Raw genomic sequence first — 23,172 nt, 5'->3', positions numbered from 1 at the left:
CCCGCCGCCGCGGCCCGCATCCCCCGCGGCAAGCCCGTCCGGTACGGCCCGCACCCCGGTGCGGGCCGTACCGGGCCGGAGCACCGCTCAGGCCAGCACCCGCTCCAGGGGCACCGCCTCCAGCCCGTGGGCCTCGGCCACGGGCCGGCTGGTCAGGTGCCCCTCGTGCGTGTTCAGGCCCCCGGCCAGCGCGGGGTCGCCGCGCAGCGCCTCGCGCCAGCCCAGGTCGGCGATCGCCAGCGCATAGGGCAGGGTCACGTTGGTCAGCGCGTACGTCGAGGTGTGCGGGACCGCGCCCGGCATGTTGGCCACGCAGTAGAAGATCGAGTCGTGCACCCGGTAGGTGGGCGCGTCATGGGTGGTCGGCCGGGAGTCCTCGAAGCAGCCGCCCTGGTCGATGGAGATGTCGACCAGGACCGAGCCGGGCCTCATCCGCGAGACCAGTTCGTTGCTCACCAGCCTCGGTGCCTTCGCACCGGGCACCAGCACCGCTCCGATGACCAGATCGGCGGCCAGGACCGCGCGCTCGACCTCGTAGCTGTTCGACGCGACGGTCTGGCAGTGGCCCTGGTAGATGATGTCGGCCTGGCGGAGCCGGTCGATGTTGCGGTCCAGCAGGACCACCTCGGCCTGCATGCCGAGCGCGATGACCGCGGCGTTCATGCCGGACACTCCGGCGCCGATCACGACCACGTTGGCCGCGTGCACGCCCGACACCCCGCCCATGAGAACGCCCCGCCCGCCTTCGAGCCGCATCAGGTGGTACGCCCCCACCTGCGGGGCGAGCCGTCCGGCCACCTCCGACATCGGGGCCAGCAGCGGCAGCGAGCCGTTCTCACTCTGCACGGTCTCGTAGGCGATGCCGGTGACGCCGGATTCGAGCATGGCCCGGGTGCACGGCTCGGACGCGGCCAGATGCAGATAGGTGAAGAGCACCTGCCCCTTGCGCATCCGGTGGTACTCCTCGGCGATCGGCTCCTTCACCTTCAGCACCAGATCGCCCTCGGCCCACACCTCGTCCGCCGACTCCAGGATGGTCGCGCCCACGCTCTGGAAGTCGGCGTCGGTGATCGAGGATCCGGTGCCGGCGTCCTTCTCGACGAAGACCCGGTGACCGTGCCGGACGAACTCGTGGGCTCCGGCGGGAGTGAGGGCCACGCGATACTCGTGGCTTTTGACCTCGCGGGGAACTGCGATCTTCACGGCCCCTCCAGGATTGCACCTGTACCTTCTTCACTCTGCGTCCCCTGGGAGGGGGGCACCATGCGCATGATGGAAGGAATCAACAAAAGTTGCTGCCGCTTTGTCAGGAAGCGTAAAACGCTGGTCCGCAGAGCCGGCCCGCCCGGCCGGTTACCGGCTCTTTTCGGTGATCGGTAGGCTCTCCGCGAACCAGATGTGAGGATTGCAGTCATATGACGATGGAGACGCACGCGGGTCCGGGCGACCCACCCGTACCGCAGGGGCCTCCACCTGGGCCGCGGGACCCCCTTTCCGGGCCGTCCGGGCCGCATGATCCCCCGCTCGCCGGTCCTCCCTCGGGGCCGGGAGGCCCGCAGGGACCGGGGAGGCCGGGGACCGGTCCCGGTGACGGCGCGCCGAAGGACCCCCGGGCGAGCCGGGTCACCACCGTCATCCTGGTCGTCGCCCTGGTCGTCGTCGTGCTCACCACCGGCGTGCTCGGCACTCTCGCGGTGCTCATGACCAGGGATCCCGGCGTGCCGCTCGGCGCGCCCCCTCCCCAGCGCCTGCGGGTCCCCATCCACTTCGCCCCGGTGACCGGCTCGCAGCCCGGCGCCTGCACGACCCCCGACGGCGTGCCCGACGACGCGGGACAGAACTGCTACACCCTCGCCGCCGGAGTCAGCGTGAACGCGGTGCGGAAGATCGAGACGGTTCAGGACAAGAGCGGCGCCTACTCGGTCAGGATCGCCTTCGCGCCCGCCTTCCGCGACCAGATCAACGACCTGACCCAGGAGGCGGTCAGGCAGCAGCTCGCGATCGTCGCGGGGGAGAAGGTGGTGGCGGCGCCCCGGGTCGCCCAGGTGATCACCGAGGACAGTCTCAGCATCGCGGGCTCCTTCACCAAGGAGCAGGCGGACGCCATGGTCGTACGGCTGACCGGGGCCCCGGGCACCGCGACGCCGGTCCCCGGCCAGTCGCAGCCGGCCCCGGTGGCCACATCCCCGGCCCCCGGCCAGTCGCAGCCCGCCCCGGTCGGCACGCCCCCGCCCACCGGCGGACCCGTGACCCCACCGGCGACCACCGCTCCCACCACCGCTCCCACCGGGGCGACCACGGCTCCCACCGGCGCGCCGATCGCCTCGGCGAACGGCGCGACCGCGGCTCCGGCCGGCAACAGGACAAGGGACACGGCCACCGGGCCTTCGACGGCGACCTCCGCCGACGGCTCCGAACGCAGGTATCCCAGCTGCGAGGCCGCGGTCAAGGAGGGCTACGGCGGGCCCTACTACCGGGGTGTCCACCCGCAGTACGCGTGGTATCCCGACAAGGACAACGACGGCATCGCCTGCGACCGGGAATGACGCACCCTAGACGAACAGTCCCCGGATGCCCTCGACGGCGAAATACGCCGCGAAGACCAGCGTGACCACCCAGAGCAGCCACGGGACGCCCCGGGCCCGGCCGGTCGCCGCCTGGATGACCGTGTAGGTGACCACACCGGCTCCGACGCCGTTGGTGATGCTGTAGGTGAACGGCATCAGGGCGATCGTCAGGAACGCCGGAACGGCCAGCGTCAGATCCTCCCAGGGCACGTTCCTGGCCTGCGTCATCATCAGCGCGCCCACCAGCACCAGCGCGGGCGCCGCCGCCGCGGCCGGGACGACCGTCGCCAGCGGGGTGATGAAGAGGGTCAGCACGAACATGCCGCCGGTGACCAGGGCGGCCAGGCCGGTCCGGGCCCCCTCGCCGACACCGGCCGCCGACTCGACGAAGACCGTGTTGGCCGAGGCACTGGAGAACCCGCCGATCGCCCCGGCCACGCCGTCGGCGGTCAGGATCGCCCCCAGCCGGGGCACCCGGCCCTCGGCGTCCACCAGGCCCGCCTCGTCGCTCACCCCGATGATCGTGCCCATCGCGTCGAAGAACCCCGACAGCACCAGGGTGAACAGCACGACCGTCGCGGTCACCACCCCCGCGCGGGCGAACCCGCCGAACAGGTCCACCTGGCCGATCAACCCGGTGTCCGGCAGCGACACCACCGCGTCCGGCACCCGGGGCACCACGACGCCCCAGGTCGCCGGGTCGATCGTCGCGACCGAGTTGACCACGATCGCCAGTACGGCGGTGACCACGATGCCGATCAGGATGGCACCCCGGACCTTGCGCAGGAACAGCACGATCACCAGCAGCAGACCGAAGCAGAACACCGCCACCGGCCAGCCCGTCAGGTGTCCGGTGGCGCCGAGCTGTATCGGCGTCCCCGTCCCCTTGGCGACGAACCCGGCGTCCACCAGCCCGATCAGTGTGATGAACATCCCGATCCCCACGCTGATCGCGTGCTTCAGGGCGAGCGGGATGGCGTTCATGATGAGCCGGCGAACCCCGGAGACCGCCAGCACCACGATCACCAGTCCCTCCAGCACGACCAGCCCCATCGCCTGCGCCCAGGTCATGAACGGCGCGGCCTGGTAGGCGACCACCGCGTTCAGTCCCAGCCCGGCGGCGACGCCGAAGGGGGCGTTGCCCACCAGCCCGATCAGGATCGTGCTCACCGCCGCGGCGATGATGGTCGACGTGGTGAGCTGGAGGATCGACAGCTTCGCCCCGGTGACGTCGACGGGTCCGCCCAGGATGATCGGGTTCAGCAGGATGATGTAGGCCATCGCCATGAACGTGGTCAGACCGCCCCTGACCTCCTGCCCGACACTCGACCCGCGTGCCGTCAGCTCGAAGAACCGATCCATGACCCCCCTCTCACGAGCGGGGGATGAGCGGTTCCTACCCGTTCAACGCGATGTCATGGGGGCGGATGGGCACGCGGCGCAGGGGCAGGCCGGTGGCGGCCCGTACGGCGGCGGCCACGGCCGGGGTGGACGACAGGGTGGGGGGCTCACCCGCGCCGCGCAGGCCGTAGGGGGCGTTCGGGTCGGGGTTCTCCAGGATCGACACCCGTATGGGCGGCATGTCGAGGATGGTGGGGATCAGGTAGTCGGTGAAGGAGGGGTTGAGCACCCGTCCGCCGGTGACCTGGATCTCCTCCATCAACGCCAGCCCCAGTCCCTGTGCGGAGCCGCCGTGGATCTGCCCCTCCAGCGCCTGCAGGTTCATGATCTTTCCTACGTCCTGTACGGCCGCCAGCTCCACCACCTTGACCAGGCCGAGTTCGGTGTCCACGTCGACGACGGCACGGTGCACGCACAGCGCGAGCTGGGTGTGGGAGTCGCCCTGACCGGTGACCGGGTCCAGCGGGAAGGTCGGCCGGTGCCGGTACTCGCGAGTCTCCTCGACCGCACCCGCCCGCTCCAGCGCCTCCTCCAGCGTCACGCCGCCGGCCCGCAGGTCGTCCAGCCGCTTCCGGACGGCCTCACAGGCGGCCTTCACCGCGCCGCCGGTGACGTAGGACTGGCGGGAGGCGGACGAGGACCCGGCCGAACCCACCGTCGTGTCGGCCTGGGCGACCGTCACCCGGTCGATGCCCAGCTCGGTGCGGGCGATCTGCTCCTGGAGCGTCACCAGGCCCTGGCCGACCTCCGCGGCGGCGGTGTGCACCAGGGCGTGCGGCTCGCCGCCGAGCAGCTCGACCCTGACCCGGGCGGTGGAGTAGTCGTCGAACCCCTCGGAGAAGCAGATGTTCTTGATGCCCACGCCGTACCCGACGCCCCGCCGCACCCCCTCGCCGCGGGTGGTCTGCGACACGCCGCCGGGCATGTCCAGCAGGCCCGCGCCACCGGGCTCGGGCAGCGGCATGGCCGCCAGCTCGCGGAGCATGTCGGCCAGCGGCGCGGGGCTGTCGATCACCTGCCCGGTGGCCAGCGTGGAGCCCTGGGAGACCGCGTTGCGAACGCGGACCTCTACCGGGGAGATGCCGCACGCCTCGGCCAGCGCGTCCATCTGCGACTCGTAGGCGTAGCAGGCCTGCACGGCGCCGAAACCGCGCATCGCCCCGCAGGGCGGGTTGTTGGTATAGACGCCGTAGGCGTCGATCCGGACGTTGTCCACCTCGTACGGGCCCACTCCGAGTGAGGCGGCGTTGCCCACCACGGCCAGGGAGGACGAGCAGTAGGCGCCGCCGTCGAGCAGGATCTCCGCCTGCACGTAGACCAGCCTGCCGTCCGCGGTCGCGCCGTGCTCGTAGCGCATCCGGGCCGGATGCCGGTGCACGTGCCCGAAGAACGACTCCTCACGGCCGTAGACGATCTTCACGGGGCGGCCGGTCCGCAGCGCCAGCATGCACGCGTGCACCTGCATGGACAGGTCCTCGCGGGCCCCGAACGCGCCGCCGACCCCGGCCAGCGACAGCCGTACCCGCTCCGGTTCCAGTCCGAGGCAGGGTGCGATCTGGTCGCGGTCCACGTGCAGCCACTGGGTGGCGACGAACAGGTCCACCCCGCCGTCCTCGGCCGGTACGGCCAGGCCGGACTCCGGGCCGAGGAAGGCCTGGTCCTGCATGCCCACCTCGTACTCCCCGGTGACCACCACCGGGGCCTCGAAGTGCGAGCCGACCCGGACCGGCTGGTGGCGCAGCACGTTGCCATGCTCGTGGACGGCCGGGCAGGAGGGGTCGAAGGCGGCCCGGCGCGGGTCGACGACCGCCTCGCGGACCTCGTACTCCACGACGATCGCCGCGGCCGCCCGTCTGGCCCGTTCGGGATGGTCGGCGGCCACCAGCGCCACCGGCTCCCCCTGGTAGCGGACCTGGTCAATGGCCAGCACCGGCTGGTCCCGGTGCTCCAGGCCGTAGAACTTCTCGCCCGGCACGTCCTCGTGGGTGAGCACCGCCAGCACGCCCGGCATGGCCAGCGCGGGACCGATGTCGACGGAGCGGATCCAGGCCGACGGATGCGGGCTGCGCAGGGTCACCCCCCAGATCATGTCCGCGAGGTAGAGGTCGGAGGAGTAGGCGAACTCGCCCGTCACCTTCAGCGTCCCGTCGGGGCGCGGCGCACTCGTGCCGACGCCGCGGTCCCGCGCCGGACCCCGTGTCGCGCCCTGGCTCTGGCGAGTCTCTGTGCCGCTCACCATTGCAGTACATCAGCCCAGGTCAAGGGTGAACATGGCGGAGGCGACGAAACGCGGGACGGGGTGGTTGACGGCGCTTGTAGTTTTATCCAATCATGCGGATACGTGACCTGGTCGGGATGGCCGAGCTCGGGCTCACCCTGCTTGCCGGCGAGGAGCAGCTGGACCGCGACTTCAGCGGCGTGCAGATCACCGACCTGCCCGATCCCGGACGCTATCTGTCGGGCGGGGAGCTGGTCCTGTCCGGGCTCATGTGGCGCAACGGCCCCGAGGACTCCGAACGGTTCGTCGGCCGGTTGGCGGAGGCGGGGGTGGCCGCGCTCGGCGCCGGCAGCGCCTGGCTCGGCGCGGTGCCCGAGGACCTCGTCCGGGCCTGCCACGCGCACGGCCTGCCGCTGCTCGCGGTACCCGTCGAGGTCTCGTTCCGGACGGTCGCGGAGCTGGTCGCCCCCCGACACGCCGAGTTGCGCGACGCCCTCGGCCGCCACCGCAGGATCGTCGCGGCGGTCGCCGAAGGGGCCGGCCTGCCGGAACTGTTCGCGTTGATGGGCACCGAACTCGCGATGGAGGGCGCGGTCGTCTCGGCCGTCGGCACGGTGATCGCCGGAACCCTCGACCAGGCGGACGCCGTACGGCTGGCACACGGGTATCTGGCCGCGCCCCGGCTGCCGCACGTGGTCCGCGCCCCGTCGGGGACCTTCACGCTCTTCGGCGTGGGCCGCGAGCACCGCGCCGCCGGTTGGGCCCTGGCCTGCGGCGGCGACCTGCTCGGCGAGGCCGACCTCGGCTTCGAGCTGGCGGCCTGCGTCGCACTGGAGCGGAGCAGGGCAGAGGAGGGCAGGCGGGTCGAGCGCCGTCTCGCCGAGCAGCTGATCGCGCTGGCCTGCTCGGCGGGCGGCGATCCGGCCGAGCTCAACGCGGGGCTGCGTACCTGCGGGATCGGCCCGGCCGAACCGTACTCCGTGGTCAACGTGACCGTCACCCGTCCCGGCGCGACCCGGGGACCGGACCCGGCGCGGCTCGGCGGGCAGGTGCTGGAGGAGCTGCTGCACCCTCGGGTGGTGGCCGCGGCGGGGGCGGACGGGGCGGTGGCGCTGGTGCCGTTGGCGCCGCCGTCCGCACCGGCGGGCGAGCCGATCGGCACGGCGGGCAAGTCGACCGGCACGGTGGGTGAGCCGATTGGCGCTGCGGGCGTGCCGGCCGGTACGGCGGGCGAGCTGGCCGAGAGACTGCGGGCCGGTGCGCGGGTGCTGACGGCCGGGTTGCCCGGCATCCGGGTCTCGATCGGGGTGAGTGCCGCGCTGCGCGGCCCGTCGGCGGTCCGGGGCGGCGTGGCGGAGGCGGGTCACGCGCGGCGGCTGGCCGAGGCCCGGGGCGGGGCGGTCGTGACCAGCGACGAGATCTACACGCACGCGCTGCTGCTGGCCACCGTCCCCGACGATGTGCGGCGCTCGTTCGCGGCCAGGACACTGGATCCGCTGTTCGACTACGACCGGCGGCACGGTTCGGAGCTCGTGCGGACCCTCGGCACGTTCCTCGACTGCGTGGGCTCGTGGAACGCCTGCGCCGAGCGCATGAACGTGCACGTCAACACGGTCCGCTACCGCATCCGCCGGGTGGAGGAGCTCACCGGCCGGGACCTGTCCACGATGACCGACCGGGTCGACCTGTTCCTGGCCCTCAGGGGGTCATGACCCTGTCCGGGACCGTGAGAGGCCTGCCGCGCGCGGCCAGGAGGGCTTCCCTCTCCTGCGCCAGCGGTTTCTCCAGCAACCGGTCTCTTGTCACCTCGGCGGTCGCGAAGGCCCGCTCCAGGTAGGCCGACGCCTGCTCGACCTCGCCGAGGAGCCGGGAGGAGCGGGCCAGGCCGAGCAGCATGTAGGGCTCGGCGACCGTCACTTTCGCTGTGTGCGCGCAGGACAGCGCGGCTCTGTAATGGTCCCTGGCCGCCGCGGGATCCCCCCGGTCGAGATGGATGTCGCCGAGCTTCTCAAGCACGCTCGTCTCCTGGTAGACGTCGCCGTTCCTCCGGGTCCGAGCCAAGGCGTCTCCCAGCACGGTGAACGCCTGGTCCAACCGGCCCAGGTGATGGTGCGCGGCGCCGATCATGGTGAGGGCGTGATGCTGACCCCGGTTGTGGCCGAGCGCGGTGGCGATCCTCCACTGCCCTTCGGCGAAACCGAGTGCCTCCTCGTAGTGGTTCAGGCGGAGATGAAGCTCGGCGAGGCTGCCCAGAGCTCTTCGCTCCCCGTGCGGATCGGACAGTTCACGGCAGAGGAACAGCTGCCTCTGGACGTGGCGCACGGCATCTTCACAACGGTTGGCCATGCTCAGGGAGATGGCCAGATAGTTGTGCGCGTCCGCCTCGATGCCGCGATCGCCCAGCCGTTGACCGGCCGCGAGACACTGCTGGTTGACCGCGTGAAATCCCGGGGGGAGCCCTGAGTGGTGGAAGTGCCAGAAGAGCGAGAAGGTGAGGGCGACCCCGAGCCGGGCAGTCCGTTCCTCCGGGGCCTCCATCGCCTGTGAAGCGGCCGACAGGAGATTGGCCCGCTCCCGCCGCAGCCACGTACGAGCCTCCTCTTCGGAGGCCAGCGGAGCGGGATCCGTGCTGAGATCGACTTCCGCCGGCGCTCCGTTCGGATAATCGAGGAGATCCACGGCCAGGCGCGCCGTCGCGACATAGGAGCTCAACGCCCGATCCAGTGCGGCACCGCGGGCCGCCGGAGTTCCCTGCTGCGGGGCCTGCTCGTTCGCGAACAGCCGCACCAAGTCGTGCAGCCGGTATCTCCCGGTCTCGTCCACCTCCGCGAGATGCCCGTCGACCAGCCGCTCCATCGCGCGTTCGGCCAAGTCGGAGGGCACGTCCAGGAGCGCGCCGACGATATGGGGTGCTACGTCGGGCACCTGCAGCAAACCGAGCTCGCACAGGGCGCGGGCGGCCATCCGGTTGAGGGGGTGGGCGCTGCCGAGCAGCAGGTCGTAGCTGACCGTCAGGCTGGACCTGACCGCGAGGTCGCCGACCTCCAGCTCGTGCAGCCGCCGCCGTTCGTTCGCCAGCCGTTCCACCAGGTCGGCCACGTGCCAGTGCGGCCGGTTCGCCAGCCGGGCTCCCGCGATGCGCACCGCCAGGGGCAGGCTCCCGCAGAGACTGATGAGGTGCGCCGTGGCCGTCATGTCCTCGGCGACCCGCTGGGCGCCGGCCAGTTTCGCCAAGATGGCGGACGCCTCCGTCCCGCGCAGGCTGCCGAGCGGCACCTCGGCGCAGCCGTCGAGCATGGCGAAGGTCTCCCGGCTGGTCGTCAGGATCGTGTTTCCCACCGGGACCGACAGCAGCGGACGGACCTGTGCCAGGTCGGCGGCGTCGTCCAGCACGACGAGGATCTTGCGGCCGTCGAGCTCGCTGCGCCACACCGCGGCCGCCTCATCGGCGTCATCGGGGACGATGTGCGGAGGGACCCCCAGATCGCGCAGGAACCGGCCGATCACCTCGGCGGGCTCAAGCTGCTTGATCCCCGGTGTGGCCCCGTGCAGATTCGCGTAAAGCTGCCCGTCCGGAAAGTGACCGCGAGCCATGTGGGCGGCCCGGACGGCCAGGGTCGACTTCCCCGATCCCGGTGCCCCGGTGATCGCGACGATGTGCTGGGGCGGGTTGCCGTCCCATGGGGCGAGCAGCGATCCCAGCCGGACGAGTTCTTCCGCCCGCCCGACGAAGTCGGCGGGATCGCGCGGCAGCTGCCGGGGGATCGGGGCCTGCGGACGTGCCTCGACGGCGGGGAGGGGAGCCTGCGGCGCCGTCAGGTCGAGGACGCTCGCGGAGGCGAGGATCCGCTGATGGAGATTCTGGATCGGCCGGCTTGGCTCGAGCCCTGTCTCCTCCACGATCGTCTTCCTGAGGCCCTGATAGGTGCTCAGCGCCGCGGCACGGTCTCCTGCCCCGTACAGGCCCAGCATCAGCTGTCCCCACAGCCGCTCTCGTAACGGGTTGGCGCTGACCGCCGGGCGCAGGTCGGACACCACCTCCCGGTATCTGCCCAGACTGAGCCGGATCTCCGAAAGCTCCTCCAGAGAGGCGACGTACTCCTCGGAGAGGCGGGCCGCGGCGTCGTCGAGAGCCCGGCTCCCCTTGGTGTCCAGAAGAGGTTTGCCGCGCCACAGGTCCAGGGCCCGTTCGAAGTGGTGGTGCGCGGTGTCCGAATCCCGGTTCCGTGCGGCACGCTTGGCCTGCCGGACGTGGTCTCGGAAAACCGATAGATCGAGATCGTCCCGGTCGAGGGCGATGAGATATCCGTCCGCCTGTGTCTCTATCGGTGTCGAGCGCAGATCATCGGGACAGAGCAACTTGCGCAATGTATGAACGTATGTCTTGATGTTTCGCTCTGCGGACGGCGGAGGGTCGTCACCCCAGAGCGACTCCATCAGCTGATGATTGGAGACGGGGAAGTTGGCCTCAAGGAGAAGTGTCGCCAGAAGCTGGCGATGCTTAAGGCGCCGGACGGGGACGATCGTGCCGTTGACGTCGCGGATCTCCAGCCTGCCGAGCATCAGAAAGTTCATGCGGTCAGTCCTAATGCCATGGCGCCAAGTCGCCTCAAGTGCTTTCAATGAATCCTTTGTCGCCAATGATATTCCCCGAGAGCGTGGCGGGACGGGTGCGGAGCAGTCGCCGGTCGCAATGTATTCACGGTGTATCGCCGCTCCTGGAATCGACATCCACCGGTGGTGGAATCGGAACTCGCCGGATGCGTCCTTCCGGGTGGGCGGGGGATCGCGGCGCCTGGTCTGCCGCGGTGCGCCACTCGTCTCGCGACGGGCGTCCAGCCTGGCGTGGAGCGGCTACGCGCAGGTGGCCCGGGCCGGTGGGAACGGCGACCGCCCGGCATGGGGGGAGGGATGCGAAGCCTGCCGAAAGGTCGAAGCAGCTTAGCCGCCGGAGGCCGACTCGATGGGTCAGGTCGCGCCGCCGTGCTGGACGGGCGAATGACGCCATGGGAAAAATCGCGTCAGAACCGGAACGGTGCACGATCGCCGCATCGACGGTTCGCCGTTTTCGATGGCCATGTGATCCGGGTGCTTCCGTCGGAATCCGTCCACATCCGGTGTGATGCCTTTGTTCGGGGAATCCTCGCCGCCGGTCGAACGGTTCGACCCCGATGGAAAATCTTCATCAGTTCGACAGGAAAGCGGATGGGATTTCATCCCGTTCTTGTCTGTGAAATCAAAAAGCGATCCATGGAATGCGCCGCATTCTTTGGGTGCCCATCCGTGATCCGGGTGCGGATCGGCAGTGGCCGCGGATGGCGCGCAGACGCTTTCCGTGTCATAGGCGGAGTGACACGTCAAGCATCTGCGCGTTGAAGCCCTCAACAGATCATCTTCTACCTGTGCCGGCCCCGTGGCTGGGGGCGGCGGCCGTGCGGGGTGGTGATCTTTCGGTGCCGCACGGGAGGCGGGCCTGCGCTTTATTCAGGCCAGGTCCAACCGGACTGCAGTGTCGTGGTCTCAGGGGAAGACGAAACGGCGGTCGCAGCCGTAGCATTACCGGTGATGGCGAACGTGGCCGCGAAGGCGGCGGTGAGGGCGGCCAAAGCGAGACGTTGTCGCATGGGGGAGACTCCTGTCATGGGTTCTGCTGCTCAAACGATATCTTTCAAGGAGTAACGTGGTCGGTCAAGACTTGGTGGGGCAGCGCATCAAAGCCACGCGGCGTCAGCGCGGTTTCTCTCAGGCCCAACTCGCTCATCCGGAATTATCCGATAGCTACGTCTCTCTCATCGAGAGCGGTAAGCGTACCCCTACACCGGCGGTCCTAGAGCTTCTGGCCGAGAAACTCGACTGTTCCCTCACTTATCTCATCAACGGCGTGACGGCCGAACAGATGGAGGAGATCGAGCACGCGCTGAGTTACGCCCGGCTGGCTCTGAACAACGGAGAGGTGGTCGAGGCGCGCACTCGCTACGCGGAGCTGCTCGGCGACAGCGGCCTTGCGGGCCTGTCCCAGCAGAGGCAGGACGCGGAGTACGGTCTCGCGCTGGCCACCGAGGCCTGTGGCGATCTGGACGGGGCGATCGCCCTTCTCAATGGGCTGAGGCGGAACTCGGTGGCCGGAATGGCTCCCGAACGGCATGTCAGTGTGGCCGTCGCGCTCAGCCGCTGCTACCGCGAGCGCGGTGATCTGACCCAGGCCGTACAGGTCGCGGAGGACATCCTGGGCGGCGCTGTCCGCCCGGTCTGGAGCGAGGGGTTGATCGAGCTCGGTACAGCCCTGCTGGCGGCCTACGCCGAGCGCGGAGACCTGCTCAGAGCGCACCAGTTCGGCATCGAGCTGCTCGCCGCGGCCGAGCTGGTCAACACTCCCCGGGCCATGGTGCTGGCTCTCTGGGCAGAGGCGATCGTCGCCGTGGAAACCGGGCGCTTCGACAACGCCGTCGCCATGGCAGACCGGGCCCTGGCCATCTACTCCGAGTACGGCCAGCCACGTGGGGTGGCCAAACTCCGCCTTGACTACGCGCAGATCCAGCTGATCGCACGGCCGTCCGAAGCCGCGCTCTGCCGCGACATGATGACGCGGGTGGAGACCGAACTCCGGGAAAGCTCTGCCGTCGCGGCGGACAAGATCCGGTGTGTGCACCATCTGACCCGCGCCGAGTTGATGCTCGACCATCCCGAGCAGGCCAGGGAGCACATCCAGAGTGTTCTCACCATGGTCGAGGACATGTCCAAGGAGCTCCAGACCGAGGCTCACCTGCTGGCCGGTGAGGCGATGGCCAAGCTCGACCGGTCCGAAGAGGCCTCCCGCGAACTCACGGCGGTGGCCGACCTGCTCGAACAGGCGCCGCCCACCAGGCAGGCCGCTCACTGGTGGCTGTCCGCCGCCCAGGTCCTGGAGCGGATCGACGAACCGGCCCGGAGCGTGGACGCCTACCAGCGGGCACTGGCCTGCGTGGGACTGTAGACCGGGACGGGGAGGTCGGACCGTGTCGGGGCGTCGGTAGCCTTGGAGATGTCATGAAGACTTCCCCAGTCGCGGTCGTTCTCGCGCTTCTCGCCGCCCTCGTCCTCGGCACGGCCTTCGCCTCGCCCGCTCTCGCCCATGACACGCTCAAAAGCAGCACCCCTGCCAAGGGCGCCAAGGTCGAGAGCCTGAAGCAGGTGAAGCTGACGTTCAGCGCCACGGTGCGCTTCCCGAACGTCATCGTGCACACCGAGGACAACACCGCCCACCAGGACGGCAAGCCCGTCGTCGACGGCCCGGTGGTCACCCAGAAGCTCAAGGACGACCTGCCGCCCGGTGAATACGTCATCGCCTACCGGGTGGTGTCCTCGGACGGCCACCCGATCGAAGGGGAGATCCCCTTCACCCTCGTCGGCCAGAAGTCCCCGTCCCCGTCGGTGAGTGCCTCGACGGCCGCGGCGCCCGCCCCGGCCACGCTCGCGGCCACGCCCACTCCGGCACCGGTCGCGGCTACGCAGAGTGAGTCCGAGCCCACAGGCGGCGTGCCCGGCTGGGCGTGGCTCGTCGTCGGCGGTCTGCTCGGGGTCGGCATCGGCCTGTTCTTCAGCATGAGGAAAAAGAAGCAGCCGTGAGCAACCAGGAGCAGGAGACGGTCGTCCAGGAGACGCGGACGGGGAACGGCCGGACGGTGAAGGTCGCGCTCGCGGGCGTGGCTGCGGCCGTGGCCGCCCTGGTGATCGCCATGATCGCCGGAGGCGCCGCGTTCCCGCGCATCATCCCCGGCCTGCCCGACGAGGGCGCGTTCACCCGCTGGGGGCTGCCGCTGTCCAAGCTGGCGATGGACGGGGCGGGTGTGCTCACCGTGGGCGCGCTGCTGGCCGCCGCGGTCTTCCTCCCCAACGACAAGGGCCTGCTCGGCAGGCCCGCCCTCGCCTACATCAGAGCCGCTTCGTGGTCCGCCCTGGCCTGGGCGGTCGCGGCGGCCGCGACGATGGTGTTCAGCCTGTCCGAGGTGCTCGGCCTGCCCGTCGCCGACGTGCTCGCCGGCAGCGAGCTCACCAGCTTCGCCAGCCAGGTGTCCCAGGGCATCGCACTGACCCTGGTCGTGCTGTTCGGAGTGGCGATCGCGCTGTTCGCCCGGGGGGCGATCACCGTCGGCGCGGCCGGCGGTCTGCTCGTGCTCGCCCTGGTCACCCTGCTGCCTCCCGCGCTGACCGGGCACTCCGCCTCCTCGCCCAACCACGACCTGGCCACCACCGGGGTCGCGGTTCACCTGATGGCCCTCGCGCTCTGGGTGGGCGGGCTCGCCGTCCTCTGCTTCCACGCGCTGCGCCGGCAGTCGCTGCTGGAGGTCGCCGCCACCCGGTTCTCCTCGATGGCGCTGTGGTGCTTCGTCGCCGTCGGCCTGTCGGGGCTGTTCAGCGTCGTCGCCCGGCTGACCTCGGTCTCGGAGCTGTTCACCTCCGCCTACGGTGTGCTGCTGCTGGCCAAGACCGTGGCGTTCGCGGGTCTCGGCGCCATCGGCTGGTGGCACCGGAAGCGGACCCTGCCCCGGCTCGCCGCCGGCGGCCCGGGGACCTTCGTCCGGTTCGCCTCCTGTGAGATCCTCATCATGTTCGCGACCGTCGGACTGGCCGTCGCCCTCTCCCGTACCGCTCCGCCGGAGGCGGTCCTCCCCGCCGACCGCGCCTTCGAGGTGCTCGGCTACTCCATGCCGCCGGAGATCTCGCCGGCCAACCTGGCCACGCTGTGGTGGTTCGACCTGTTCTCCGGCACGCTGATCGTCCTGCTCGGCGGCCTCTACCTGGCCGGAGTCGTACGGCTCGCGCGACGCGGCGACTCCTGGCCGGTGGGCCGTACCGTCGCGTGGTTCACCGGTGTGCTGATCCTGATCATCGCCACCCAGAGCGGCGTCGCCCGCTATGCCAAGGTGCTGTTCAGCGTGCACATGGCCGAGCACATGACGCTCTCCATGCTGGTGCCGATCTTCCTGGTGCTCGGCGCTCCGGTGACGCTCGCGCTGCGCGCGCTCAGGCCCGCCGCCCGCCGGGGAGACCGGGGGCCTCGCGAGTGGCTGACCACGATCCTGCACAGCAGGTTCGTCGGCTTCGTGGCCCACCCGGCGATCGCCACTGCCATCTTCATCGTCTCCACCTACGCGCTGTACTTCACCCCGCTGTTCGCCGCCGCGATGGAGGAGCACCTCGGCCACATCGCCATGACGGTGCACTTCCTGCTCAGCGGCTCCCTGTTCTTCTGGGTGATCATCGGCGTGGACCCGGCACCCCACAAGCTGCCCCATGTCGCCAGACTGATGGTGCTGTTCGTCACGATGCCCTTCCACGCGTTCTTCGGCATCGCGCTGATGAGCATGGGCACGGTGCTGGCCGGTGAGTGGTACGACCAGCTCGGCCGCACCTGGGGCGCCTCCTCGGTCGCCGACCAGCAGACCGGCGGCGCCATCGCCTGGGGCTTCGGCGAGATCCCGACGCTGATCGTGCTGCTCGCGCTGGCCTTCCAGTGGTGGCAGGACGACGATCGCAAGGCCCGCCGGGCCGACCGCCGCGCCGATGCCGCCGCAGCTCTCACCGGAGGCACCGGTGACGTGCAGCTCGACGCCTACAACGATTACCTGGCCAAGCTCAGTAAGCGAGACGGCGCCGAGTAGCCGGGTGGATACGGCTTCTAAACTTTATCTCTCCTTTCATGCCCCTCCGGTAGCCTTGGATGGGGGATAAGGCATCATCGCAGCGGGTGCAGCATCTGATCATCGCGCCACACCTGGTCACACGCGTCAGCCATATGCTGAGGCCGGGAACCGGTGGCTCCCATGTGCATGGGGAAGGTCGAGCAGTGTCCGAGGAAGTACGCATGCGTGAGAGGCGGAGCCGTAGTCTCGCCCAAGATCTTGAGGAGTATCTCTCCCGGTGGACCGAACGCACCGGAATCGCCGTCGAGGTCTGGGCGTTGCCCGCCGACGGCACCTCGACCAGGGTCGCCCAGGCCGTGCTGGCCACGCTGAGCGAGGCGCTCACCAACGTCGAGCGGCACAGCAACGCCGATGTCGTCTCCATCGCGGTTACGCTGGGTGACAGAGGGCTGCGCATGACGGTCAGCGACGACGGTGTCGGGTTCTCCGGTCCGGCCGCCGGCAGAGGCGTCACCGCCATGCGGGCCAACTTCGCCGACCTCGGAGGCACGCTCACCGTCAACGGCGTCGAAGGCGGAGGCACCACCGTCACCGCGACGGCGCCCCGGCGAGCCCGCGGAGTTTGAGACGGCGGGGCCCGGCGCCGGGCACGGGCAGGCTTCGGGATCCTGGGCGGCGCCGGGCACGGGCAGGCTTCGGGATCCGGGGCGGCGCCGGGCTCAGGGCAGCGTCAGGACCTCATGGCCGGTGTCGGTGACCAGGATGGTGTGCTCGAACTGCGCGGTCCGCTTGCGATCCTTGGTCACCGCGGTCCAGTTGTCGGGCCAGACGTCGTAGTCGATGGTGCCGAGGGTCAGCATGGGCTCGATGGTGAACGTCATGCCGGGCTCCAGCGTGACGGCCAGCGCCGGATCGTCGTAGTGCGGGACGATCAGACCGGAGTGGAACGTGGTGCCGATGCCGTGACCGGTGAAGTCACGGACCACGCCGTAGCCGAACCGCTTGGCGTAGGCCTCGATGATGCGTCCGACCACGTTGAGCTGGCGACCGGGGGCTACGGCCTTGATGGCCCGGTTGGTGGCCTCAAGGGTGCGCTCGACCAGCAGGCGTGACTCCTCGTCCACGTCGCCGACCAGGAAGGTGGCGTCGGTGTCGCCATGCACGCCGCCGATGAAGGCGGTGATGTCGATGTTGACGATGTCGCCGTCGCGCAGCACCGTGTCGTCCGGGATGCCGTGGCAGATCACCTCGTTGATCGAAGTGCACAGCGACTTGGGGTAGCCCCGGTAGCCGAGCGTGCTGGGGTAGGCCCCGTGGTCGCAGAGGAACTCATGGCCGATCCGGTCGAGCTCGTCGGTGGTGACGCCGGGCGCCACGTGCCTGCCGACCTCTTCGAGCGCCTGGCCGGCCAGCTTGCCCGCGACGCGCATCCGCTCGATGATCTCGGGCGACTTGACGTCGGGCTCGCCGGTCTTCGGGGATTTCTTCCCGACATACTCCGGCCGCTCGATGCCGGCGGGAACCTTGCGGAGGGGCGAGATCCGCCCGGGCTGGAGCAGTGTCGTCATGGTCGCTCAGTCTAGTTGCGGTTCCCAGTGGGCAGTATTGCCGTCATGAGTGATCGATGGTGGTTCTGTCTCACGCACATGGCGGTCGAGCCTGACGAGGGCTGCCCCAACAAGGACCGGATGGGGCCTTACGAGACCCGGCAGGCCGCGGCCAACGCGTTGAAGACCGCGGCCGACCGTAACGAGGCGTGGAAGGAGGAGGACAAGTCCTGGAACGGGGACGACTAGGAGTCTTCCAGGCGGGCACGACCGGGCGAGTCGGCCGATGGGTTCCCCGTTCGCGGAGGAACCCATCGATGCGCGGCCGGTCCGTCGGTGTCCGGCTGTACGCGTGACGTTGCGGATGGACGACTCCGTGCGACACGGCGTGTTCCCGGCCCCGGTGGGCTCACCGTCCCGGCCGGCGTGGCCACGCCCTGTCCTGGGACGCGGGTGAAAGACCTGGGATGCTATCCGTCCACGACCGCGTAGGCACGGACCGGGAAGGTGCCCAGGCCGGCGACCATCGGCGGAGCGGCGTGGAAGCGGAATCCCGTGTCGGGGAGCGCGGCCAGGCCGGTCATGTGCTCCACGATCGGGATGCCCGCACCGAGCAGGAGCGTGTGCGCGGGACGCTCGCCCCGGGGCGGGGTGTCGTCGATGTTCAGCGTGTCGATCCCGACGAGTGCCGCGCCCTGGTCCGCGAGCCACCCGGCCGCCGAGGGTTCGAGGTAGGGGTGGCCGTGGAAGTATTCCTCGGTGCCGAAGTGCCGGTCCCAGCCGGTCTGGACGAGCACGGCCTTCCCGCGCACGTCGAGTCCGGCGAACCGGTCCCGGCCCACCGAGCGCAACCCCTCGGCCCGTACCACCAGACCGGGCAGGTCGGCGATCGCCTCCAGCGGGACGCCGGACAGGTCGGGGCCGTCCGGGTAGCGGTGGTGGGGGGTGTCGAGGTAGGTGCCGGTGTTGGCGACCAGTTCGATGCTGCCGATGTGGAACTCGGTGCCGGGCGCGTAGACCTCGCGTGAGGCCTCCCGGCTCAGGTGCACACCGAGCCGCGGTCCGGGCACCCCCGGATAGGTCCGCATGCCCTCGGTGATGCGGTGGCTCAGTTCGATCAGCCGGGTCATGGGGTGTTCACCGTTCTCTTTCCGGTCCGGACCGTGACCATCCTGGTGATGGCCGTCAGGCCGATCACGCTCCAGACGACGTTGAGGATCGCCGAGGGCCAGGCGGAGTGGTAGGACGAGTTGACCATCAGGGCGATCGCCCCGATGAGGTTGAGCATCTGGTACGGCAGGCCGTCTCCGGCCATCCGGGAGGCGGAGACCATGGAATAGCCGTACAGCATGACGACGGCGCCGATCCAGCCGAGCGCGTTGAGCAGGACGGACACCGGATCACGCACCGGTTGCGGGGGTGGGCATGCCCCAATGGTCCCGGTTCCCTTCACTGAAGGGCAAGTGAAGTCTCCTTAACTTCTACGTAAGCTCAGCTTCATGGAAATCGACCCCCGCCGCCTGCGGGTACTGCATGAGGTCGCACGGCGCGGAGGCGTCATGCGCGCGGCCGAGGCACTGCACCTGACCGCCTCGGCGGTCTCCCAGCAGCTGGCCCTCCTGGAGCGGGAGGTCGGCCTCGCCCTCGTCGACCGGTCACAGCGCAGGGTGGCGCTCACCCCGGTCGGCCGGGTCCTCGCCGGATACGCCGAACGGATCGAGGAGGAGCTGACCGAGGCGAAACGGGAGCTGACCCGGTTCGCCGAGCTGCTGGCCGGGCCGGTGTCGATCGCGGCGTTCCCCACGGTCATCCGGCACCTGCTGGTGCCCGCGCTGGACACGCTGGCCGGACGCCATCCGCAGATCAGGCCCCGCATCCAGGAACTGTACGGCCCGCCCGCGCTGCAGGAGCTCCGCCTCGGCGGTATCGACCTGGCCATCGTCGAGCAGGATGCCGACAAACCCGTCCCGGTGCGGTCCTCGACCGTCCACCACCCCCTGCACGTGGACGAGTACCGCATCGTGGCGCCGCCGGGCTGGGCCCGGATCCCGCGCGACGTCACGGAGCTGGGCGGAGTGCCCTGGGTGGCGGGACCACCCGACCAGGCCTGCGGGTACGCACTGGACCGGCTGGCCACCCTGCACGGTTTCACCCCGCACCGGGCGCACGTGATCGAGGAGTTCCCGCCCGCCCTCGCGCTGGTCGCGGCGGGGCACGGGGTGGCGGTCGTGCCGTCGCTGGCGCTGCTGGAGGTCCCGGCCGGAGAGGTGGTGGTCACCGGCATCACCGGCGTGGGCGCCCGCCGGTTGGACGCCGTCACCCGCGTCGGCCGCACCCGGTCGGGGGAGCCCGGCCCGGTACAGGCCGTGGTCATCGCCGCGCTCAGGGAGGCGGCGGAGGGCTTGGCCGTGCGACTCGGGGAGCGCGAGGGAGGATGACCGGGCAGACCCACCGGCGGCGTCACCACGTACATCGCTGTCAGTCGGTGAACTGAGGTCCGCTGACCCGCTCCAGCAGTCTGGCCAGCCGGTCGCGCAGGCCCGGGCGCCGGCCCACCTCGCCCGCCGCCATGCTGACCAGGTGCTGAGCCCCGTCGAAGGTGATCGGGCCCTGGCCGGGGACCGTCAGTGCGTCGTGGGCCAGGTCCTCCAGGCGGCGGTCTCCGCCGTCCAGCGCCAGGATCGTCGCCCCGGTGCGCCGGGCGTCGCCCACTCGCTCCAGCAGCGAGTCGGGGGCCTGCCGCTCGGTCACCACGAACAGCGTCTCACCACGGCGGGCGTGTTCGAGCCGTTCCAGCCCGACCCGCAGATGCGCGGGCGCGTCCGCGGCGGGTGTCCAGCGGACCAGCGTCGGCGCGAGCTGGGGCAGCCCGGCCAGCCGGGCCTCGTCGCTGAGGTGTGCGGTCAGGTGCCAGGGTTCGTCCGCGGGGGAGCCCACCATCAGCAGGCCTCCCGGGGACCGCGTCGCGCGCAGCGCGAGACCGAGTTCGCGGGTGCGCTGCACCCACCCGGTGGAGTCGAGAACCTCGCGCAGGAGTGCCACCGACTGAGCGTCCATGCGCCCCATCGTGCCCCAGTCACCCCTGAATGGTCCCGGGAACACGCACCCTGGCATCATCGGACCATGCCCTACGGCCGGACGAGCCCGATGCCGGCCGGCCAGGAACGACGAGGAGCGACGAGTGAGCACTGACAGCCCGGACGTGAGCGGGATCTCGATCGGGATCCTTGGCGGCACCGGTGATCAGGGCAAAGGCCTTGCCCGGCGGTTCGCCCTGGCGGGACACACCGTGCTGATCGGGTCGCGTAGCGCGGAACGGGCCCAGGAGGCGGCGGAGGCCATCGGGCTGTCGGCGCGCGGCGCCGAGAACGCGGCCGTGGCAGCCGAGGCCGACGTGGTGATCGTCGCCATTCCCTGGGACGGCCACAGGTCCACCCTGGAGTCCCTGCGAGCCGAGCTGGCCGGAAAGATCGTCATCGACTGCGTCAACCCGCTGGGCTTCGACAAGCAGGGCGCCTACGCGCTGGTCGTCGAGGAGGGCAGCGCCGCCCAGCAGGCCGCCGCGGTCCTCCCGGACAGCCGTGTGGTCGCCGCCTTCCACCACGTCTCGGCCGTCCTGCTGCTGGACCCCGAGGTCGCCGAGATCGCCCTGGACGTGCTGGTCCTGGGCGACGACCGCGAGGCCACCGACACGGTCCAGGAACTCGCGAGCCGGATTCCGGGAGCCCGCGGCGTGTACGGCGGCCGCCTGCGCAACGCCCACCAGGTCGAGGCGCTGACCGCCAACCTCATCTCGATCAACCGCCGTTACAAGGCCCACGCCGGGTTCCGCGTCACCGACGTCTAGGACCGGTACGGACTTCGGATCTTCCGGCGGGTCGGCGGCTTCGGATCCACATCCCGAACCTCCCCGGGTCCAGCCTGACGACCCTTCGGCCCGCGTGGACTCGGGGAGATCTCGACCCTCCGCGGGGAGAGGACGGCGTTTCAGCAGTCGCAACTGCAGTTGCAGCACTCGCAGCACTCGCAGCAACCGCTACAGCCGTCGCAGCACTGCCCACAGGCGTCGCAACCGCCGCAGTCGAAGCGCTCACCGCACGATTTGAAGCGGTCCTCGTCCCATGGCGGCCGGTACAGCCCGCACGTGCAACAGGCCAGTGCGACGCACAACCCCGACAGCAGCCCGCCGGGATCGGGCTTCAGCCGCGGATCGCGGGGCGGGGATTGAGGGCTCTCCTGCTCGGCCGCCGCGAAGGTCCTGGTGACGGCGTGCCCGACCTCCCTGACCAGCAGCGCCTTGACCAGAGCGGGTCGCTCAAGGTCGAGTTCGGCCACTGCCAGGCGCAGGCCGGCGAGCGCGTCGTCACAGTGCCCCCTGGCGGCGGCCAGGCCGGTGCCGGAGGCGGCCAGCGGGTTGAACGCCCCCGAGGCGTGATCGCTCGCAAGGTCTTCGACGGCGTCGAGCAGGTGCGCCAGCCGGCCGAAGTAGCGTCCCACCTCGCGCAGCGTCTCCTGGTTGTGCGGCTTTCCGGCCAGCAGGGCGGTGTGCGCGAAGGCGGCGGCGACGGCGGCCTCGGTGGGCGCGGTCAGCTCCAGCGGGCCCAGGCCCGGCACGCTCTCCAGCCGGGCTTGCTCCTCGACCGCGCCCGTCAGGGGGGCGGGGTCGAGTCCGAGGGCGGTAGCCGTACCCGTGCCTGCGGCCGCCCAGCGATCGGCGAGCCGCGAGGCACCCGCGGCCACCAGCCTGTTCGCATAGAGCCCGTCGCCGTCGGCGACGTGGTCGCCGACCTTGCCCGCGGCCAGGATCAGCGAGACCGCGGCCGCCAGCCGTACCCCCTCGGCCTCGGCGACGTCGGCGCCCTTGAACCCGCGCAGGGCGCAGGCCGCCGCACGGCGGCGCGGGGAGGACCTCGGCGCCTGCGCCTCCACCAGCACCGACACCAGCAGGCCGTCGTAGTTGGTCACCAGGCGGGCGGCGTGCCCGTGCTCGTCCCTGAGCGCCAGGCAGAGCCCGCACAGATGCGCCATCCACTCTTTGAACAACCCACTGCACATCCCATGGCGGCATGGACGGACGATCCCAAACACTTTGCACCCTTCTGTCGTACGGCCTGCGCCAGCCTCCCAGCCCTTGCTTGCCAACCGCTACCGGGCCCGCCTTTTCGCCAGGACCGAACTGGCCCGCCTGTCGGACCTCTGACGCCGCCACCCCGCCGACGGCTGCGCCCGTACGGTTGTTCGTGCGGGCCCTGGAGCGCCGCCTCCAGACCGTGGCCGCCCGGTTCGGCTCGCCGGAGCAGGCGGAGTTCCCGCCGCGTGGAGGGCCGGCCTTGGGTGTGCCACCGAAGTCCGAGCGATGACGGAACAGCGCATCGTCTTCGAATATGCCGCCCTGGGTTCAACCACAGACAAAACAGAACTCGTTGCCTTCCGGGTCGGCCATGACCTGGAAGGAGCCCTGATCGTCGGTCGCGGTCTCGCCGATCTGCGTAGCGCCCATCCGCAGCGCCTGGGCGATGGCCGGCTCGATCGCCACGACCGCGATGTCCAGGTGAAGCCGGTTCTTCACTGCCTTGTCCTCGGCCACCGGCTGGAAGGCCAGCCGTACGCTCCCAGGCGGTTCGACGTGGGACCAGCCCCGGGTGTGATCCACCGGATCGCCGCCGAGCAGGGCAGCCCAGAAGCGTACGAGGCTCCGTGGATCCCTGCAATCCACCACGATCTGGTTGAGGCGTGCATTCATGACGGCCAGGGTAGTGAGTGACCTGGGCAAGCCATATCGCGATCGCTCAGGCTTCGGTGGCACGCATTCAAGG

At 70.4% G+C, this 23,172-nt stretch carries 19 protein-coding genes; 9 read left to right on the top strand and 10 right to left on the bottom strand.

Annotated elements, in window-relative coordinates; translation table 11 throughout:
* Positions 1–87: 87 nt before the first annotated feature.
* Positions 88–1,203: an alanine dehydrogenase gene (ald, locus tag OHA77_RS08495; RefSeq protein WP_406317256.1), complete on the bottom strand. Its 1,116-nt coding sequence runs from the start codon at positions 1,201–1,203 to the stop codon at positions 88–90.
* A 212-nt stretch (positions 1,204–1,415) separates the two neighbouring features.
* Here ald and OHA77_RS08490 point away from each other — a divergent pair, with 212 nt between their 5' ends.
* Positions 1,416–2,546 (top strand): SecDF P1 head subdomain-containing protein, encoded by a 1,131-nt coding sequence (locus OHA77_RS08490; RefSeq protein WP_406317255.1) that lies wholly within the window; start codon positions 1,416–1,418, stop codon positions 2,544–2,546.
* A 6-nt stretch (positions 2,547–2,552) separates the two neighbouring features.
* Here the strand turns inward: OHA77_RS08490 and OHA77_RS08485 are convergent, their stop codons facing one another.
* Both OHA77_RS08485 and OHA77_RS08480 read right to left on the bottom strand, forming a co-directional pair.
* Positions 2,553–3,929: an NCS2 family permease gene (locus tag OHA77_RS08485; RefSeq protein WP_326821184.1), complete on the bottom strand. Its 1,377-nt coding sequence runs from the start codon at positions 3,927–3,929 to the stop codon at positions 2,553–2,555.
* Between the two features lie 34 nt (positions 3,930–3,963).
* Positions 3,964–6,207: a xanthine dehydrogenase family protein molybdopterin-binding subunit gene (locus tag OHA77_RS08480; protein WP_406317253.1), complete on the bottom strand. Its 2,244-nt coding sequence runs from the start codon at positions 6,205–6,207 to the stop codon at positions 3,964–3,966.
* Between the two features lie 92 nt (positions 6,208–6,299).
* On the opposite strand from OHA77_RS08480, the gene OHA77_RS08475 reads away from it, so the two are divergent.
* A complete protein-coding gene (locus OHA77_RS08475) occupies positions 6,300–7,898 on the top strand; it encodes a PucR family transcriptional regulator (protein ID WP_406317251.1) in 1,599 nt (532 codons plus the stop codon).
* On the opposite strand, the gene OHA77_RS08470 is transcribed toward OHA77_RS08475, so the two are convergent.
* Entirely contained in the window at positions 7,885–10,761 is a 2,877-nt protein-coding gene (locus tag OHA77_RS08470) for a BTAD domain-containing putative transcriptional regulator (RefSeq protein ID WP_406317250.1), read from the bottom strand. The genes OHA77_RS08475 and OHA77_RS08470 overlap by 14 nt on opposite strands.
* Positions 10,762–11,866: 1,105 nt before the next feature.
* Here OHA77_RS08470 and OHA77_RS08465 point away from each other — a divergent pair.
* The 4 genes from OHA77_RS08465 to OHA77_RS08450 all read left to right on the top strand — a co-directional run bounded on the left by OHA77_RS08465 (position 11,867) and on the right by OHA77_RS08450 (position 16,435).
* Entirely contained in the window at positions 11,867–13,159 is a 1,293-nt protein-coding gene (locus tag OHA77_RS08465) for a helix-turn-helix domain-containing protein (protein WP_406317249.1), read from the top strand.
* A 53-nt stretch (positions 13,160–13,212) separates the two neighbouring features.
* A complete protein-coding gene (locus OHA77_RS08460; RefSeq protein ID WP_406317248.1) occupies positions 13,213–13,791 on the top strand; it encodes a copper resistance protein CopC in 579 nt (192 codons plus the stop codon).
* Entirely contained in the window at positions 13,788–15,827 is a 2,040-nt protein-coding gene (locus OHA77_RS08455; protein WP_406317247.1) for a cytochrome c oxidase assembly protein, read from the top strand. The genes OHA77_RS08460 and OHA77_RS08455 overlap by 4 nt, the downstream gene beginning before the upstream one ends.
* A 203-nt stretch (positions 15,828–16,030) precedes the next feature.
* The gene (locus OHA77_RS08450; RefSeq protein ID WP_406317245.1) at positions 16,031–16,435 is read left to right on the top strand and encodes a sensor histidine kinase; all 405 of its coding nucleotides are present in this window, start codon (positions 16,031–16,033) and stop codon (positions 16,433–16,435) included.
* 93 nt (positions 16,436–16,528) lie between these two features.
* Here OHA77_RS08450 and map read toward each other — a convergent pair whose 3' ends face one another.
* Positions 16,529–17,377, bottom strand: a complete 849-nt coding sequence (gene map, locus OHA77_RS08445; RefSeq protein ID WP_406317243.1) for a type I methionyl aminopeptidase — start codon at positions 17,375–17,377, stop codon at positions 16,529–16,531.
* Positions 17,378–17,422: 45 nt separating this feature from the next.
* Here map and OHA77_RS08440 point away from each other — a divergent pair, with 45 nt between their 5' ends.
* Positions 17,423–17,605 (top strand): hypothetical protein, encoded by a 183-nt coding sequence (locus tag OHA77_RS08440; RefSeq protein WP_326821193.1) that lies wholly within the window; start codon positions 17,423–17,425, stop codon positions 17,603–17,605.
* A gap of 221 nt (positions 17,606–17,826) precedes the next feature.
* Here OHA77_RS08440 and OHA77_RS08435 read toward each other — a convergent pair whose 3' ends face one another.
* The gene (locus OHA77_RS08435; RefSeq protein WP_326821194.1) at positions 17,827–18,486 is read right to left on the bottom strand and encodes a cyclase family protein; all 660 of its coding nucleotides are present in this window, start codon (positions 18,484–18,486) and stop codon (positions 17,827–17,829) included.
* Positions 18,483–18,764: a hypothetical protein gene (locus OHA77_RS08430; RefSeq protein ID WP_406317240.1), complete on the bottom strand. Its 282-nt coding sequence runs from the start codon at positions 18,762–18,764 to the stop codon at positions 18,483–18,485. Before OHA77_RS08430 ends, OHA77_RS08435 begins: the two co-directional genes overlap by 4 nt.
* Before the next feature lie 91 nt (positions 18,765–18,855).
* Between OHA77_RS08430 and OHA77_RS08425 the strand changes: the two genes are divergently transcribed.
* The gene (locus tag OHA77_RS08425) at positions 18,856–19,794 is read left to right on the top strand and encodes a LysR family transcriptional regulator (protein ID WP_406317239.1); all 939 of its coding nucleotides are present in this window, start codon (positions 18,856–18,858) and stop codon (positions 19,792–19,794) included.
* A gap of 40 nt (positions 19,795–19,834) precedes the next feature.
* On the opposite strand, the gene OHA77_RS08420 is transcribed toward OHA77_RS08425, so the two are convergent.
* On the bottom strand, positions 19,835–20,413 hold the full coding sequence (locus OHA77_RS08420; RefSeq protein ID WP_406317237.1) for a hypothetical protein: 579 nt from the start codon (positions 20,411–20,413) through the stop codon (positions 19,835–19,837).
* A 124-nt stretch (positions 20,414–20,537) separates the two neighbouring features.
* Here OHA77_RS08420 and npdG point away from each other — a divergent pair, with 124 nt between their 5' ends.
* Positions 20,538–21,203, top strand: coding sequence for an NADPH-dependent F420 reductase (gene npdG, locus OHA77_RS08415; protein ID WP_326821198.1), 666 nt, complete (start codon positions 20,538–20,540; stop codon positions 21,201–21,203).
* Between the two features lie 140 nt (positions 21,204–21,343).
* On the opposite strand, the gene OHA77_RS08410 is transcribed toward npdG, so the two are convergent.
* A complete protein-coding gene (locus OHA77_RS08410) occupies positions 21,344–22,384 on the bottom strand; it encodes a DUF5685 family protein (protein WP_406317235.1) in 1,041 nt (346 codons plus the stop codon).
* Positions 22,385–22,754: 370 nt separating this feature from the next.
* Positions 22,755–23,099 carry a VOC family protein gene (locus OHA77_RS08405; RefSeq protein ID WP_406317233.1) on the bottom strand — a complete coding sequence of 115 codons (345 nt, stop codon included), beginning with the start codon at positions 23,097–23,099 and terminating at the stop codon, positions 22,755–22,757.
* Positions 23,100–23,172 lie beyond the last annotated feature (73 nt).

This window comes from Streptosporangium sp. NBC_01639, from assembly GCF_045209755.1.
In the GTDB taxonomy this organism is placed as follows: Bacteria; Actinomycetota; Actinomycetes; order Streptosporangiales; family Streptosporangiaceae; genus Streptosporangium.
The sequence above is the reverse complement of the archived record's forward strand: the minus strand, read 5'-3'. Positions and strand labels throughout refer to the sequence as shown.

Coding starts and splice junctions, on each gene's coding strand:
- OHA77_RS08450 (WP_406317245.1), top strand. CDS start 16,031: ATGCGTGAGAGGCGGAGCCGTAGTCTCGCCCAAGATCTTGAGGAGTAT.
- OHA77_RS08460 (WP_406317248.1), top strand. CDS start 13,213: ATGAAGACTTCCCCAGTCGCGGTCGTTCTCGCGCTTCTCGCCGCCCTC.
- OHA77_RS08440 (WP_326821193.1), top strand. CDS start 17,423: ATGAGTGATCGATGGTGGTTCTGTCTCACGCACATGGCGGTCGAGCCT.
- OHA77_RS08425 (WP_406317239.1), top strand. CDS start 18,856: ATGGAAATCGACCCCCGCCGCCTGCGGGTACTGCATGAGGTCGCACGG.
- OHA77_RS08475 (WP_406317251.1), top strand. CDS start 6,300: ATGCGGATACGTGACCTGGTCGGGATGGCCGAGCTCGGGCTCACCCTG.
- OHA77_RS08490 (WP_406317255.1), top strand. CDS start 1,416: ATGACGATGGAGACGCACGCGGGTCCGGGCGACCCACCCGTACCGCAG.
- OHA77_RS08420 (WP_406317237.1), bottom strand. CDS start 20,413: ATGGACGCTCAGTCGGTGGCACTCCTGCGCGAGGTTCTCGACTCCACC.
- map (WP_406317243.1), bottom strand. CDS start 17,377: ATGACGACACTGCTCCAGCCCGGGCGGATCTCGCCCCTCCGCAAGGTT.
- OHA77_RS08410 (WP_406317235.1), bottom strand. CDS start 22,384: ATGGCGCATCTGTGCGGGCTCTGCCTGGCGCTCAGGGACGAGCACGGG.
- OHA77_RS08485 (WP_326821184.1), bottom strand. CDS start 3,929: ATGGATCGGTTCTTCGAGCTGACGGCACGCGGGTCGAGTGTCGGGCAG.
- OHA77_RS08480 (WP_406317253.1), bottom strand. CDS start 6,207: ATGGTGAGCGGCACAGAGACTCGCCAGAGCCAGGGCGCGACACGGGGT.
- OHA77_RS08405 (WP_406317233.1), bottom strand. CDS start 23,099: ATGAATGCACGCCTCAACCAGATCGTGGTGGATTGCAGGGATCCACGG.
- OHA77_RS08435 (WP_326821194.1), bottom strand. CDS start 18,486: ATGACCCGGCTGATCGAACTGAGCCACCGCATCACCGAGGGCATGCGG.
- OHA77_RS08470 (WP_406317250.1), bottom strand. CDS start 10,761: ATGAACTTTCTGATGCTCGGCAGGCTGGAGATCCGCGACGTCAACGGC.